14 protein-coding genes are annotated in these 14,852 nt (G+C 33.3%); 2 read left to right on the top strand and 12 right to left on the bottom strand.

Annotation, left to right across the window (positions count from 1 at the left end):
• Positions 1-37 precede the first annotated feature (37 nt).
• The 5 genes from EP747_RS00815 to EP747_RS00795 all read right to left on the bottom strand — a co-directional run bounded on the left by EP747_RS00815 (position 38) and on the right by EP747_RS00795 (position 6,606).
• Positions 38-550, bottom strand: coding sequence for an adenine phosphoribosyltransferase (locus EP747_RS00815; RefSeq protein ID WP_129688092.1), 513 nt, complete (start codon positions 548-550; stop codon positions 38-40).
• Complete coding sequence (recJ, locus tag EP747_RS00810) at positions 550-2,901, bottom strand: single-stranded-DNA-specific exonuclease RecJ (RefSeq protein ID WP_129688091.1); 2,352 nt, start codon at positions 2,899-2,901, stop codon at positions 550-552. Before recJ ends, EP747_RS00815 begins: the two co-directional genes overlap by 1 nt.
• A 39-nt stretch (positions 2,902-2,940) precedes the next feature.
• Entirely contained in the window at positions 2,941-3,852 is a 912-nt protein-coding gene (locus tag EP747_RS00805; protein WP_129688090.1) for a cation diffusion facilitator family transporter, read from the bottom strand.
• 135 nt (positions 3,853-3,987) lie between these two features.
• Positions 3,988-6,225 (bottom strand): protein translocase subunit SecDF, encoded by a 2,238-nt coding sequence (secDF, locus tag EP747_RS00800; RefSeq protein WP_129688089.1) that lies wholly within the window; start codon positions 6,223-6,225, stop codon positions 3,988-3,990.
• A gap of 102 nt (positions 6,226-6,327) precedes the next feature.
• Positions 6,328-6,606 (bottom strand): post-transcriptional regulator, encoded by a 279-nt coding sequence (locus tag EP747_RS00795; RefSeq protein WP_069035158.1) that lies wholly within the window; start codon positions 6,604-6,606, stop codon positions 6,328-6,330.
• A gap of 157 nt (positions 6,607-6,763) precedes the next feature.
• Between EP747_RS00795 and spoVB the strand changes: the two genes are divergently transcribed.
• Positions 6,764-8,320, top strand: coding sequence for a stage V sporulation protein B (spoVB, locus tag EP747_RS00790; RefSeq protein WP_129688088.1), 1,557 nt, complete (start codon positions 6,764-6,766; stop codon positions 8,318-8,320).
• A 622-nt stretch (positions 8,321-8,942) separates the two neighbouring features.
• On the opposite strand, the gene EP747_RS00785 is transcribed toward spoVB, so the two are convergent.
• Positions 8,943-9,593 carry a DUF421 domain-containing protein gene (locus EP747_RS00785; protein ID WP_129688087.1) on the bottom strand — a complete coding sequence of 217 codons (651 nt, stop codon included), beginning with the start codon at positions 9,591-9,593 and terminating at the stop codon, positions 8,943-8,945.
• Between the two features lie 224 nt (positions 9,594-9,817).
• Between EP747_RS00785 and EP747_RS00780 the strand changes: the two genes are divergently transcribed.
• Entirely contained in the window at positions 9,818-10,201 is a 384-nt protein-coding gene (locus tag EP747_RS00780) for a TIGR04086 family membrane protein (protein ID WP_069035161.1), read from the top strand.
• A gap of 128 nt (positions 10,202-10,329) precedes the next feature.
• On the opposite strand, the gene yajC is transcribed toward EP747_RS00780, so the two are convergent.
• The 6 genes from yajC to ruvA all read right to left on the bottom strand — a co-directional run bounded on the left by yajC (position 10,330) and on the right by ruvA (position 14,724).
• On the bottom strand, positions 10,330-10,602 hold the full coding sequence (gene yajC / locus EP747_RS00775) for a preprotein translocase subunit YajC (protein WP_235832719.1): 273 nt from the start codon (positions 10,600-10,602) through the stop codon (positions 10,330-10,332).
• A 27-nt stretch (positions 10,603-10,629) separates the two neighbouring features.
• Complete coding sequence (tgt, locus tag EP747_RS00770) at positions 10,630-11,769, bottom strand: tRNA guanosine(34) transglycosylase Tgt (protein WP_129688086.1); 1,140 nt, start codon at positions 11,767-11,769, stop codon at positions 10,630-10,632.
• A 20-nt stretch (positions 11,770-11,789) separates the two neighbouring features.
• On the bottom strand, positions 11,790-12,818 hold the full coding sequence (gene queA / locus EP747_RS00765; RefSeq protein WP_129688085.1) for a tRNA preQ1(34) S-adenosylmethionine ribosyltransferase-isomerase QueA: 1,029 nt from the start codon (positions 12,816-12,818) through the stop codon (positions 11,790-11,792).
• Between the two features lie 87 nt (positions 12,819-12,905).
• Positions 12,906-13,103 carry a DUF2905 domain-containing protein gene (locus tag EP747_RS00760; RefSeq protein WP_056472616.1) on the bottom strand — a complete coding sequence of 66 codons (198 nt, stop codon included), beginning with the start codon at positions 13,101-13,103 and terminating at the stop codon, positions 12,906-12,908.
• Positions 13,100-14,101, bottom strand: a complete 1,002-nt coding sequence (gene ruvB, locus EP747_RS00755; RefSeq protein WP_129688084.1) for a Holliday junction branch migration DNA helicase RuvB — start codon at positions 14,099-14,101, stop codon at positions 13,100-13,102. The genes EP747_RS00760 and ruvB overlap by 4 nt, the downstream gene beginning before the upstream one ends.
• A 5-nt stretch (positions 14,102-14,106) precedes the next feature.
• Positions 14,107-14,724, bottom strand: coding sequence for a Holliday junction branch migration protein RuvA (ruvA, locus tag EP747_RS00750; RefSeq protein WP_056472609.1), 618 nt, complete (start codon positions 14,722-14,724; stop codon positions 14,107-14,109).
• Positions 14,725-14,852: the final 128 nt, after the last annotated feature.

Genomic DNA, 14,852 nt, shown 5'->3' with positions numbered 1-14,852 from the left:
AGTACCCTGTCTAGATAACATTATCATATGTTAAAAATTAATATGTCATTAGTGTAAATATATCATAGCCATCTAATTTTTTACGACCTTCTAAGTAAGAAAGCTCAATTAAGAAAGCAATCCCTACTACAATTCCACCTAATTCTTCAACTAGTTTGATTGTAGCTTCAATCGTACCACCAGTAGCTAATAAATCATCAGTGATCAGTATACGTTGACCTGGTTTAATAGCATCTTTATGCATTGTTAACGTATTTGTACCATATTCTAAATCGTAGTTGTAGCTAATAACTTCACGAGGTAATTTACCTGGTTTACGAACAGGTGCAAAACCTATTTCTAAAGCGTAAGAAATTGGACAACCAACGATAAATCCACGAGCTTCTGGTCCAACTACTAAATCAACATCTTTTTCTTTCGCATAAGCTACAATTTGATCAGTTGCTTCTTTATAAGCTTTTCCATCATTCATTAATGATGAAATATCTTTAAACTGAACGCCTTCTTTTGGCCAGTCCGGTACGATCGTTATATAATCTTTTAAATTCATTAAATAAGTGCCTCCCCATTTTCGGAAAAATGACTTTTCATATTTTGAAAAAATGTAGTTAATTCATCACATTTTGAGTACAGAAACAAACGTTCTAGTTCAATACTAGCTAATTTTTTTGCATACGTATTAGATAAAGAGAGATCTTTCTTCTCAGTTTGTGGCAACAAACGAATTTTTCCATCCTCTATTGTAACAAATTCTAAATCAAAAAACACCTTTGTCATAAAATCGACTTGTTCTTTTTTCCATCCCATCTTACGACATAATGCCACTTCATACATGTTCATGTCAAATGGATTGGTATTTGCTAAGATTGAATAGAATTTTTTAAAACTTTCTCTACTTGGAATTGGTGAGAAGAAATGTAATTCTTCTTGATTAAAAATTAAGTAAATGCGTTCTGATAACCCGTTACGAAAAACTTCTTTCAAAACATTTTCTGAACTAGGTAAATCAAGTAGGATCACATAATTATTTTGTATATTAATATCTAAGTTTAGTACATCTTCATATGCAACAAACGTAGAAATAGGATATTTAGTTTTTAAATTTTCATATTCATTTGATGATTGATGTAAAAATATGAATTTTTCTTCGGTAATAGGTAAAGTTAATCGATGTGGCTCTTGACCTCTTAAGTCAAATAACTGCCAATGATTTACTTTAATATCATGAATCATTAACTGTGGCTTTCGTTTACCATTCCATTCGTTAATAGAAGCCATTCCTAAGCAAGATACTTTTGATCCACTTGCAATTTCATTAGCGACATGTCCAAATCCAAATCCAACAGCATCAAGGAATGTAACGTCATCTTTTAGTTGTACTTTAAGATGTGCACCTTCATTACCGATTTGTTTAATATTTAGAGCATCAACCTCGTTTATTTCTAAAACAGGTTTTGGATTATGCATCCCAAAAGGTGCCAGCATATTTAATTCATTAATAAATGAGATTGAAACTTCACTAGCCTGACATTTTAAATCGACTTCTTTTAATGGGATAAAATCTTCATCTGTCATAATTTGATCTGCGTATTCATTTAAACGATGTCTTAATAACTCGACATCTTCAATTGCCAACGTCATACCAGCAGCAAGTGTATGACCTCCAAAATGAGGTAAAATATCTTTACATTTTGTTAAGTTTTCAAATAGAGAAAAACCTTCAATGCTTCTTGCTGAACCTTTTGCTATTCCTTTTTCATGATCAATACTTAAAACAATTACTGGCTTATAAAAGCGATCAACTAGTTTCGAAGCAACGATCCCTACTACTCCTGCATTCCAGCCTTCTTTTGCGACAATAATCACTTTATTAGAACAAGATGAATCCAGCTCGTTTACTTGCTTAATTGCCTCTTCTGTCATACGTGAAACTAATTCTTGTCGTTCCTTATTCAAGATTTCAATTTGCTCGGCTCTTTTTTTAGCAAGTGCTCTATCATTTTCTAAAACTAAATCTACTGCAGGTTTAGCATCACCAAGTCTACCAACTGCATTAATTCTAGGACCAATTGCAAATCCAATTGTTTCTTCGGTGATTGAATCTGTTGTAGTTCCACTAATTTCTAAAAGAGCTCTTAGTCCTTCACGCTTAGTTTGCTTCAGTTGCCTTACACCTTTTTTTACGATTAAACGATTTTCATCAACTAAAGGTACTAAATCAGCAACCGTACCAATTGAAACTAGTTCCAAATATTCCTCTGGCTCCCTACCTAATAATGCGGAAGCGAATTTAAACACAACTCCTACACCTGCTAATTCTTTAAAAGGATAGCTAGGGCTTAGCTTTGGATGAATAATAGCAATAGCGTTTGGTAATTCCTCTGGTGGTTCATGATGATCCGTAATAATTACATCCATACCTAGTTCATTTGCAAATTTGACTTCCTCAGCTGCAGAAATACCTGTATCTACAGTAATAATTAATGAATAACCTTGTTCGTTCGCCCATTTAAATGCATTCTTATTTGGACCATACCCTTCAGTAAAACGATTTGGTATATAAAAATCTACTTTTGCTTCTAGTTCGATTAATGTTAAATACAATACTGAAGTACTGCTAACTCCATCTGCATCATAATCGCCAAAAATTAATATTTTTTCATTTTCTTCAATCGCTTGAAATACTCTGTCAATTGCAATATCCATACCCTCTAATAAAAACGGGTCATGAAAGCTCATTTGATCTTCATATAAAAACTTACTTGCTGCATCTACTGTATTAAATCCGCGAGTAACAAGTAGTTTAGCCAATAGAGGGGAAATCTGTAATTCTTTACTTAATAATTGCTCTTCTTGGTGATTCGATAATTTCGGTTTCCAACGTGCTTTTGACTTTAACAATACTCTCACCCCTAACTGTACTATTATACTAAAGTAAACTTATTGGATGAAAGAGTTATTTTTATCATTATATGGATTAATATGGACAAAAACATTTTCCACATCATTGTGCTCCATCAACTTTGTTTTAACATTTTTACCGATCTTATGCCCTTCTTCAACTGTTATATATGGGTCTACGGAGACTTTTATATCAATTATGACGTAATATCCGTGCTCTCTCGCATAAAGAGTATTTATTTCCTTAACTCCTTCTATGTTTCTAACGATTTCTTTATATGGTTCAATATCTTCTTCATGAAGGACATGATCCAATGTCGTATGTATTGATTCTGCTCCAATATCCCAAGCCATTTTTAAAATCATTATTGCTACAATAAGACCAGCCGCAGGGTCTGCATATAAAAGTACTGGCATATTAAATTTAGTACCTAGAATTGCAATTCCAATACCAACCATAGCTGCAGCAGATGAGTATACATCAGAACGATGTTCATATGCATTCGCGATGATTGCATCACTATTTAACCTTTTCCCTAAAGCATATTTATAGCGAAACATCCATTCTTTTAAAAATATAGATATAAAAGCTGCTAATAAAGCGATTAACTCTGGTGGATGTACAGGCTTAAAAAATGCGGTTATTGAGGATTTAGTTATTTCAATTCCAACGATAAATAAAAGGACGGCAACAATAATTGCTGCGATTGATTCAGCTTTACCATGACCATAAGGGTGATCCTCATCTGGAGGCATTTTCGCAGCTCTTAAACCAAATAAGACCGCTATGGAACCAACCACATCTGACGCAGAATGTACTGCATCTGCCATTAACGCTTTACTATTTCCAATGTATCCGATAATCGCTTTAACAATTGCTAGAAGTAAATTTCCATATATTCCGATATAAGCCCCTTTCTTGGCTTCCTTATAACGCTCTTCCTGTTCCATATACTTTACCTACTTCCCTTTTACTAACTCTAAAAAAATACACTTATCATTATTAACACATTATATTATTATCTTCAAATGATAATGAATTTAATACAAAAAAGAGTATAAGCATGAGCCTATACTCTTTTAAATTTATTTAGCTTCTTCAACATCGATTATTTGGTTTTTATCAAGTTGGCGACCTTTAATAAATAACCAAATTTGTGAAGCGATAAAGATTGAAGAATATGTTCCAACAACTAATCCTACTAATAATGCGATTGAGAAGTTAAGAATTGCGTGACTTCCGAATAAAAGCAATGCAAGTACTGCTAATACTACTGTTAGAACTGTTTTAACAGATCGTCCTAAAGTTTGACGAATTGATTCATTTACAATTTCTTTCAATTCTTCTCTAGTACGAATTTTCTTCTTAAGCTTCATATTTTCGCGAACTCGGTCAAATGTAACAATCGAGTCATTAATTGAATAACCAACAATCGTTAGAACCGCTGCGATGAATGTTATATCTACTTCTAATCTAAAAATACTAAATACTACAACAATGAAGAAAGCATCATGTAGTAAGGCAATTACAGAAGCAATTGCGTATGAAAATTGGAAACGTAATGATACATAAAGAATAATACCTGCTGACGCAATAATTAATGCTTTAATTGCATTAGCTGCTAATTCTCTTCCAACAACTGGATCAACAGTACTTACGTTTGGTTCTACCCCAAATTTAGCTGTAAAATCCTTTTTCAAATCATTAATCTGATCTTTTGTTAATACACCTTTAAATACGATTGAACCTGTTTTTGCATCATTTGTAGAAACAGTAATACTTTCAGGTTTTAGGTCCATTTTTGATAATTCATTATTAACAACTTGTTTTGTAACAGCTGATTTTGATTCATATGTTACACGTGTACCACTTGCAAAATCAATTCCTAAATTAAGTCGGAATACTGAAAGTAGAATTACGCCGACAACTAAAGTTACAATTGAAAAATAAACAAATTTACGACCAATACTTACAAAATCAACCTTGTCATATTTTGTAGGTGGATGTGCTAAATTATGATTTAATCCAAGAATTTCACTTTGTTTAATACCAAACCAAGTTTTCTTATTATTTAAGTAACGACTTTGAACTAATAAAGAAAGTAATAAACGAGTTCCGAAAACTGCAGTTAAAAAGCTTACTAAAATACTTACAATTAAACTTGTTGCAAATCCTTTTACTGAGCTTGTTCCAAATATGAACAATACCACCGCAGCAAGTAAAGTTGTGATATTAGCATCAAAAATAGTTCCAAATGAACGCTGATTACCTGCACGATACGCAGACGCAACTGATTTTCCTAGTTTAAGCTCGTCCTTCAATCTCTCAAAAGTAATAATGTTGTTATCAACCGCAATACCAACACCAAGTATTAATGCAGCAATACCTGGAAGTGTTAATACTGCATTCATGCCGTCAAATACAAGTAATGTTACGTAAGTATAAGCCATTAACATGATGCTTGCGATTAAACCTGGTAAGCGATAGAAATAAAGCATAAATAAGAAAATAACTGATACACCAATAATTCCAGCAAATATTGTTTCATGCAGAGCATCTGTACCGAATTTGGCACCGATTGATGTTGAATACATTTCTTCAAGGTGCACTGGAAGAGCCCCTGCATTTAATAAGTCTGAAAGTTCTTTTGCACTTTCAACTGTAAATGTAGAACCAACAATAGAAAGTGAATCGTCAGTAAATACTTGATTTACACTAGCTGCAGATAAAAATTTAGGCTTTGCTTTTGCAGATTCCTTTTTGAAAGAGTCTTCCCCTTCTTTGAAATCTAACCAAATAACCATCATATTATTTGGAGCACCCATTTTTAACACTTTACTTGTTACATCTTTAACCTTAGAAGCATCCTTAAATGTGATTGATACACTAGGTTTACCCATTTGGTCAAATGTTTGCTTTGAAGCGCCTTCTTTTAAATCCGCTCCAGTCATTAGAACCTTATCATTTACGTCACGAATTGTTAAGTTCGCTTCCGTAGAAAGAATATCACGTGCTTTAGCTTGATCTTTTATACCAGCTAATTGTACACGAATACGATCTTTCCCTTCGATTTGAATGTTTGGTTCACTTACACCTAATACGTTTACACGTTTTTCAAGAGCTTTTGCTGTACTTACTAAAACATTTTTGTTAATTTTGTCACCTTTCTTAATCGGCTTAACTTTGTAAAGCACCTCAAACCCGCCCTGTAAATCCAGACCAAGCTTAATATTTTTAGCGGTACCAAATACAGTTGTGCCGATTACTGCTGCTAATACAGCAATAATTAAGAAGAAGGCAACAATTCTGTTACGCTTCACCATGTTGTGAATTTCCTCCTCTAACTAGTTCAAGTTCTAGTACGAAAATGGTATGTTTTCATTCTTATATTATACAAATGCAATTTTTTTATTGTCAATTAATGGTCAAACTGACTCCCCAAACTGCCAAGTAGGTGATTTAAATGCTTCGATTCGAATATAATTCATATAATCGTTTACAGTTAATGAGAGTATGTCTTCTACCAGTTGAAAAAGCTTTGGTTCGTCCTCTTTCTTTCGCCATAATGTTCTTTCGAGACATTCCCATAAGTCATCCTCACTGACAGTATCGAATCCAAGCATTCTAAATTCATCCAGTTTACTTTCAATTACTACCTGTAGCTTAGGTTTAAATTCTGCAGCTTGTTGATGAAAAGTCGACATACTCTTCCCCCCTAATTTTCTGTATTTTTAGAAAAATGATTTTAGACCTTCATATTTCATTTCCTAGATGTTGAACTAACTTGTCATGCTTGCCTACATTTCTAGCATATATATAATTGTAAATCATTCTAGGCTGTTTGAGAAGGTGGTAAAAGTAATGACAAAGCAAACGTTTTTAAGAGGAACGTTTTTTTTACTTATTGCAGGGCTCATCACAAGAATATTAGGATTTTTTAATCGTATTGTTGTAGCAAGAATAATGGGTGAAGAAGGCGTAGGCTTATTTATGATGGCAGTCCCGACACTATTTTTGGTCATGACGCTTACACAGCTCGGCCTACCAATTGCCATCTCAAAATTAATTGCAGAAGCAGTTGCTCAAAATAGACAAGATCGGATAAAAAAGATTTTAGCTGTTTCTATGTCAATAACTGGCATATTAAGTATTATTTTTACAACAGCAATGATATTTTTATCCCCTTTTATTGCTAAAAACTTATTAACAGATGAAAGGACTATGTACCCACTAATTGCCATCGCACCAGTTGTTCCAATTATTGCAATCTCATCAGTTTTACGCGGATATTTTCAAGGCGTACAGAATATGCGCCCTTCATCCTTTTCCCAAGTTATTGAACAAGTTGTTCGTATAGTACTAGTTGCAGTTTGTACTAAAACTTTTTTACCATATGGAGTTGAATTTGCCGCTAGTGGCGCCATTATTTCTTCTGTATTAGGAGAATTAGCTTCATTAATTTATATGCTTTATGTTTTTAAGAAAGAAAAAAATGCAAAGTTCATTTCTGGATTTAAGAACAATATTAAAGATGGAAGAAAAACTCTTAGCGACCTATTAAGTATTGCATTACCAACAACTGGAAGTCGCTTAATTGGTTCAATTTCAATGTTTTTAGAACCAATAGTTGTTTCACAAAGTTTAGCGATTGCAGGGGTAACCGCAGCAGTTGCAACTAAGCAATATGGTTTACTTGCAGGATACGCATTACCTCTATTACTTTTACCAGCGTTTATTACTTATGCACTATCTACTTCACTTGTGCCAGCGATTAGTGAAGCAATGGCCAAAAAAGATCGTGTAACTGTTGAAAGAAGATTGCAGCAAGCACTTCGCTACTCAATGATTGCTGGTGGTTGGTCTGTTGTCATTTTATACGTCTTTGCCTCACCGATTTTAACACTAATGTACAAAAGTGACCAAGCTACAAATTTTATATTACTTTTAGCACCTTGCTTTATTTTTTACTATTTCCAAGGACCACTACAAGCTGTATTGCAGGCGCTTAACCTTGCAAATTCAGCAATGATCAATAGCTTTGTCGGTTCGGTCGTTAAAATTGCTAGTATTTTATTACTAGCTACAAATCCAAAGTTCGGGATTAACGGTGTTGCCTTAGCTATGAATATTAGTATTGTAACAATAACAGTTCTTCACTATTTCACCGTATTAAAGGCCATCAACTTTTCAATTTTCGTAAAGGACTATGTTTATTGTCTAATCATTTTAGGAATTTGTATTTATGTCGGAAAATTCATCAAGGAATACGTAGTTTTTTCATCCTCATTATTAGTACAAACTTTAACTAGTATTTCTGTTGTCACATTAATGTATATCTTATTAATACTATTATTTAACCTAGTTAAGAAAGATGAGATCATCCGAATCCCATTCTTTAAAAAGCTAATTACAAGATAATTGACAATAGAATAGATCATAACAAAACCACAAAGTAATTTAAGTACTTTGTGGTTTTACGCTGTTGAAAAACAATCTTGTCAACTATTTACCAAATTTTCGTAAAGGTTGTTTAATGTTGTTGATTTCCACTACGGGATGCTCGCTGTCCATGGGGCGAGACCTGAGCCTCCTCGGCAAGCCTGCGGGGTCTCAGCCTTCCCGCTTATCCCATAGGAGTCGAGCACCGTTTCAATCAACTTATTCATCAAAAAAAGTCTGCGATTTAAAACCTAATCAAATAGCCTTTACTTAGAGTAAACTATCAGTTGTTTTTATTAATCAGTTTGTAGGTCCATTAATATCGAACATTAATTAATAAACTAATCAATTGAATTTGTTTTTTCTAAAAATTAGCTCATAATATTTTTCACTTCTGAAAAAACCAGTAATAGATCATCCAAAAATGATAATTTAATCATTAATAAATGTTCACTTAATATACGTCTTCTTTATTGACCGTTTTATATTTCAAAACTCTGAAACCACAAGGTAATTAATGTACTTTGTGGTTTATTAATTTTATTTTATGTATATGTTAGTTAATTTCCACTGCATGATACTGTTTTCTCTAGATCCTTCATTATTCGTCTTTCTTATCAAAAAATATTTCTCCGCCTCGTAAGCTACAATAAGATACTTGTTTAAATTCATCATAACCATGTTTTTTTAACTCTTCTAATAACCATTGTTTATCTTTATGATACTGATTTAAATTATCTTCTTGAACGACACCGTCTAATATTAATGGAAATGTAAGTGAACTATAATTTATATCACCATTTATTTCCTTTTTAAATATTGATAATTTTCCTGTAGGCTCTAGTAATGCATAATCAACATCCCTTACATCTCCAATATCCTTCTCTCTTAGTTGTAGTAATAGATCATCAAATGTGTATCTCTGTTTTTTCATCTCTTTCTCTAGTACTTTTCCCTTACTAATAATTAATACTGGATGTCCATCTAATATTTTTCTAAACATAACACTTTTTAATGAGATAAGAGAAAAAATTATTTGTATAACCACAATTAAAAACATTGGATAAATCACTTTTATAATCGGTTCATTGTGGGTTTCAATTCCGATAGCTGCTATTTCAGTTAACAAAATATAAACTACCAAATCTAACAAACTTAACTCCCCAATTTCTCTTTTACCCATTAATCGAAAGAAAAGTGCAATGATTAAATAGATTGAAATCGTCCGAATCGTCATAGAACCTAATTCCATTTTACTTACCCTCACATCCAAAACTTGTTGATTGTAAAAAAACATGTTCTTAAGCTAGCACTTAACACCTGTAAATATAAGTCCAAATACAACTAATTTTCCATAAAGAAAATAATAGTAGAATTTTGTTCATAATTTTACTATTTGTAATTGCCCTATAAGTATTCTAAAAATTCATCTCATGAATATGCTTGTATTAAAAGAGTGTACAAGGGGGAATATGAATGAAAAAAACAGCTGTAGCTGTCTCTTTTGGCTTTTTAACTATTCTATTATTAGTATTGTCAATTAGTTTGATTTTATCATTATTACTTAAACTAACTTCACTTACAGAAGCAAGTGTCACAACAACAACTCTTATCCTATCATTTATCGTTATGTTAATTGGTGGTTTTGTTACAGGAGCGAAAGGGAAAGAAAAGGGTTGGATTCTTGGATTATTAACGAGTGGAGCGTATTCTATTTTTGTATTTTTTGTACAGTTTCTTGGTTATGACCGAACTTTTTCACAGGAACAAATAATGTATCATGGTATTTTCTTAGGTGTTTGTATGTTAGGTTCAATTTTTGGAGTGAATGCAGCAAGTAATAAATCTTATAATAAATAATTAGTCTGATCATCAACTTTTTTTGAATTTTGTCTAAATCACTTGAGACTTAATTTAAATTTCTTAAAAAAACAAAACGCTAGTTTCCAAAATGGAACTAGCGTTTCTTACGATACAATTAATTAAAATTAAGCTTGTGTTCTTGTTTCACGAATTGCGCTTTTTTCAAATACCATACGTGATCCATCAGTAGTTTTTAATGTAATTGTATTATTTTCTTCGTTAACAGCATCAACTAAACCGTGTAATCCACCGATTGTTACAACCATATCGCCTTTGCTAATTCCAGCTTGCATAGTAGCTGTTTGCTTTTGACGCTTTTGTTGTGGACGGATTAGTAAGAAGTAGAAAACTATGAACATTAATATTAGAGGTAAAATCCCCATTAAACCATTACCCATCTTAATCTTCCTTTCAATATGTAAATTTTAGAAGTTCCTAGCGTTCGGCTTATTAAAACCGTATTGTTCAAAAAACTCTTCTCGGAAATCACCTAAACGGTCTTCGCGGATTGCTTGGCGAACTTGTTCCATTAATTGTAACAGAAAATGTAAGTTATGGTAAGTAGTCAATCGCATTCCAAACGTCTCTTCGCATCGGATTAAATGACGGATATATGCTCTTGTATAGTTTTTACATGCATAACAATCACAATTAGGATCAAGTGGAGAATAGTCCTCTGCATATTTTGCATTCTTAATTACTAATCGCCCTTCACTTGTCATACATGTACCATTTCGAGCGATACGAGTTGGAAGTACGCAGTCAAACATATCGACTCCTCGAATTGCGCCATCAATTAATGAATCAGGAGAACCTACACCCATTAAATATCTTGGTTTATCCGTAGGTAGTAAAGGAGTCGTAAATTCTAAAACTCTATTCATTACATCCTTTGGTTCACCAACTGATAATCCACCAATTGCATATCCTGGGAAATCTAAAGAAACTAAGTCTCTTGCGGATTGTTTACGAAGTTCTTCGTATTCTCCACCTTGTACAATACCAAATAATCCTTGATCCTCTGGTCTTTGGTGTGAATTTAAACAACGCTCTGCCCATCTGCTAGTTCTCTCAACTGAACGTTTCATGTAATCATACTCAGCAGGGTATGGTGGACATTCATCAAACGCCATCATTATATCAGAACCTAATGCATTTTGAATTTCCATCGCCTTTTCTGGTGAAAGAAATAGTTTATCGCCATTTAAGTGATTTCTGAAATGTACGCCTTCTTCTTCGATTTTTCGGAATTGACTTAAGCTAAATACTTGGAATCCTCCTGAATCTGTTAAGATTGCACGATCCCAGTTCATAAATTTATGTAAGCCACCAGCTTTTTTAATAATCTCATGACCAGGTCTTAACCATAAATGGTAAGTATTACTTAAAATAATACCTGATCCCATTGCTTTTAAATCTTCAGGAGCCATTGTTTTAACAGTGGCTAAAGTTCCAACAGGCATAAATGCTGGAGTTTCAAATGAACCATGTGGAGTATGGACAATACCTAATCTCGCACCTGTTTGCTTACAAGTTTTAATATGTTCATAACGAATTGCTGTCATTTTTCGATTCCTTTCAATTCTTAAAGTATTAACATTGCATCGCCAAAGCTAAAAAAGCGATATTTTTGATCTACTGCTTCTTTATAAGCAGATAAAACTGGTTCTCTTCCAGCTAAAGCACTAATCAGCATAATTAGAGTTGATTTTGGTAAATGAAAGTTCGTAATCATCCCGTCAATTCCCATAAATTTATATCCTGGGAAAATGAAGATAGACGTCCAACCACTAGACCCTTCAAACTTACCATTATTAGCTGTAGCTATCGTTTCAACTGTACGAGTAGAAGTTGTTCCAACAGTAATGATTCTACCACCGTTTGCTTTCGTTTCATTTAACTGTTTAGCCGTTTCATCAGACATATAGTAGTATTCCGAGTGCATATCATGTTCTTCAATAGATTCTACACTTACTGGTCTAAATGTACCTAAACCTACATGCAATGTAATAAATGCTAACTTTACACCTTTTTCTTGAACTTTAGCTAAGAGTTCTTTTGTAAAATGTAAACCTGCCGTAGGCGCAGCCGCCGAACCAATTTCTTTTGCAAATACTGTCTGATAACGATCTTTATCTTCTAATTTTTCTTTAATATATGGAGGAAGTGGCATTTCACCTAGTTGGTCTAGGATCTCATAAAAAATCCCATCGTATTGGAATTTTAATTTTCTTCCACCTTGATCACTAGAGCCTACACATTCTGCCTTTAATCTGCCATCTCCAAATAAAATGATTGTACCTTCTTTTACTCTTTTAGCAGGCTTAACTAATGTTTCCCATACATCCTGCTCTTCTTGTTGAAGTAATAATACTTCAATTTGAGCACCTGTATCTTCTTTTACACCAAATAATCTAGCAGGCATGACTTTTGTTTCATTTAAAACTAAACAGTCGCCCTCTTGTAAATAATCTAACACATCTGGAAATTGTTTATGCTCTACATTTCCAGATTCTTTATTTAATACCATAAGTCTCGATGCTTCTCGGTCCAACAAAGGAGTCTGCGCAATCAATTCTTCAGGTAAATCAAAATCAAATAAATTTACATCCATTTCTATACACCTCATAAATTTCAGAAGTAAGGAGAAAGGGAGGTTATCCACAATTCCCTTTTCCAAACTTTATTTATTCCTACTCATTTATTTTCTCCCAAATAGTGAAAAAATAAGTGAGAGTAAAATACTTATGATAATACATGTCACAATCGGAAAGTAAAACGATACATTTCCTTTTTTTATAAAAATATCGCCTGGAAGTTTCCCAACAAATCGAATAAACAATCCAACAACTAGTAAGATAATTCCTAACGTAATTAAAATTTTTGACAAATCAATCATTGCTCCGGCACCTGCAACCCGAAATGTTTATATGTTAAATCAGTAACAATTCGTCCCCTAGGAGTCCGCTGAAGAAATCCAATTTGTAGTAAATATGGCTCATATACATCTTCAATCGTTTGTGACTCTTCCCCGATCGAAGCTGCAATCGTATCAACCCCAACAGGACCACCTCGAAATCGCTCTATAATAGCTAGTAACAATTTATGATCGATATGGTCTAGACCCGCTTCATCTACCTGCATTTGAATTAAAGAGTCTTTAGCAATGGCAAAGGTAATGATTCCACTCCCTTGAACTTGAGCAAAATCTCTAACCCTTCGTAATAAACGGTTTGCAATTCGAGGTGTACCTCGAGACCTTCTAGCTACCTCTAAAGCAGCGTCATTTTCAATTTCCATTCCAAATAACTCTGCTGTTCTTTTAACGATCAATGCAATCTGTTCGACTGTATAAAATTCTAATCGATTTAATACTCCAAAACGATCTCTAAGTGGTGAAGAAAGGAGACCTGCTCTAGTTGTTGCACCTATTAATGTAAATGGTGGCAAATCAATTCTTACCGACCTAGCAGTTGCATCCTTTCCAATTACGATATCAAAGAAAAAGTCTTCCATTGCTGGATAAAGTACTTCTTCTACTGTTCGGGGCAATCGGTGAATTTCATCGATAAATAATACATCTCCTGGTTGAAGTGAAGTCAAAATAGCTGCTAAATCTCCAGGACGTTCAATCGCTGGTCCTGAAGTCGTTTTGAATCCAACACCTAGTTCATTCGCAATAATCGCTGCTAAAGTGGTTTTACCTAATCCAGGAGGACCGTATAATAGAACATGATCTAAAGACTCATTTCGCATTTTTGCAGCTTCAATAAAAACTTGCAAATTCTTTTTAACTTTATCTTGCCCTATATATTCCCTTAATGATTGAGGCCTTAGTGAAAGCTCTTGATCAAATTCCTCGCCACTACTTTCACTTGATAAAATTCGGTCATCCATTTTCATCACCTCTTAGCTTGCAATAGTAATTGAAGTGCTTTTTTAATATATTCATCAGTTGAAAGTTTCTCATTCTTTAATAACGGTACGATCTTTTTAACTTCTTTTTCTGCATAGCCTAATGCTTTTAAAGCTTCAATTGCATCATCTAATGAAGATGCTGCACTTTCTTTCTCCTCAATAGCATCTAGGTCAGTAAATAAATCGACTTGAACTGCTCCAAAAACTTTTTCAAGTTTTCCTTTTAAATCAAGGATCATTTGTCTTGCTGTCTTTTTACCAACACCAGGAAATTTTGTTAAAAATACCTCGTCCTCTTCTTCTATTGCATGAACAATTTGATTTGGCTCACCAGTCGCAACAATTGCCAAGGCACCTTTAGGACCGATTCCTGACACACTTAACAATTTTTGAAATAAAGTACGTTCATCTAGTGTTTTAAAACCATATAACATCATAACATCTTCTCTTACATAATGATGAGTATAAACTTTTAAGATTTCATTTGAAGGTCTAAAAACATATGGATTAGGTGTAAATAATTGATAGCCCATTCCATTATGATCAATTACAATATATTCTGGTCCAACCCATTCTATCTTTCCAATTATGTATTCGTACATGGTTTTCTCCCCTTTTTACATGTATTCCATTGTACCATAGATAGAAGAAGGAAAAAAATAGTCGGCTGTCGAAAATAAAAATTTTATACATATGATTTAACTAAAAAAGTTTAATATAAAAATGACTA

The organism is Gottfriedia acidiceleris, from assembly GCF_004138285.1.
GTDB classification, from domain to species: Bacteria; Bacillota; Bacilli; order Bacillales; family Bacillaceae_G; genus Gottfriedia; species Gottfriedia acidiceleris_A.
Note: the sequence above shows the minus strand (reverse complement) of the source record. Positions and strands in the feature narration are given on the sequence as shown.

What these genes read in the sequence shown, in the direction of transcription:
- EP747_RS00815 (WP_129688092.1), bottom strand. Translation starts at nt 550, where the DNA reads ATGAATTTAAAAGATTATATAACGATCGTACCGGACTGGCCAAAAGAA.
- EP747_RS00805 (WP_129688090.1), bottom strand. Translation starts at nt 3,852, where the DNA reads ATGGAACAGGAAGAGCGTTATAAGGAAGCCAAGAAAGGGGCTTATATC.
- secDF (WP_129688089.1), bottom strand. Translation starts at nt 6,225, where the DNA reads ATGGTGAAGCGTAACAGAATTGTTGCCTTCTTCTTAATTATTGCTGTA.
- EP747_RS00795 (WP_069035158.1), bottom strand. Translation starts at nt 6,606, where the DNA reads ATGTCGACTTTTCATCAACAAGCTGCAGAATTTAAACCTAAGCTACAG.
- spoVB (WP_129688088.1), top strand. Translation starts at nt 6,764, where the DNA reads ATGACAAAGCAAACGTTTTTAAGAGGAACGTTTTTTTTACTTATTGCA.
- EP747_RS00785 (WP_129688087.1), bottom strand. Translation starts at nt 9,593, where the DNA reads ATGGAATTAGGTTCTATGACGATTCGGACGATTTCAATCTATTTAATC.
- EP747_RS00780 (WP_069035161.1), top strand. Translation starts at nt 9,818, where the DNA reads ATGAAAAAAACAGCTGTAGCTGTCTCTTTTGGCTTTTTAACTATTCTA.
- yajC (WP_235832719.1), bottom strand. Translation starts at nt 10,602, where the DNA reads ATGGGTAATGGTTTAATGGGGATTTTACCTCTAATATTAATGTTCATA.
- tgt (WP_129688086.1), bottom strand. Translation starts at nt 11,769, where the DNA reads ATGACAGCAATTCGTTATGAACATATTAAAACTTGTAAGCAAACAGGT.
- queA (WP_129688085.1), bottom strand. Translation starts at nt 12,818, where the DNA reads ATGGATGTAAATTTATTTGATTTTGATTTACCTGAAGAATTGATTGCG.
- EP747_RS00760 (WP_056472616.1), bottom strand. Translation starts at nt 13,103, where the DNA reads ATGATTGATTTGTCAAAAATTTTAATTACGTTAGGAATTATCTTACTA.
- ruvB (WP_129688084.1), bottom strand. Translation starts at nt 14,101, where the DNA reads ATGGATGACCGAATTTTATCAAGTGAAAGTAGTGGCGAGGAATTTGAT.
- ruvA (WP_056472609.1), bottom strand. Translation starts at nt 14,724, where the DNA reads ATGTACGAATACATAATTGGAAAGATAGAATGGGTTGGACCAGAATAT.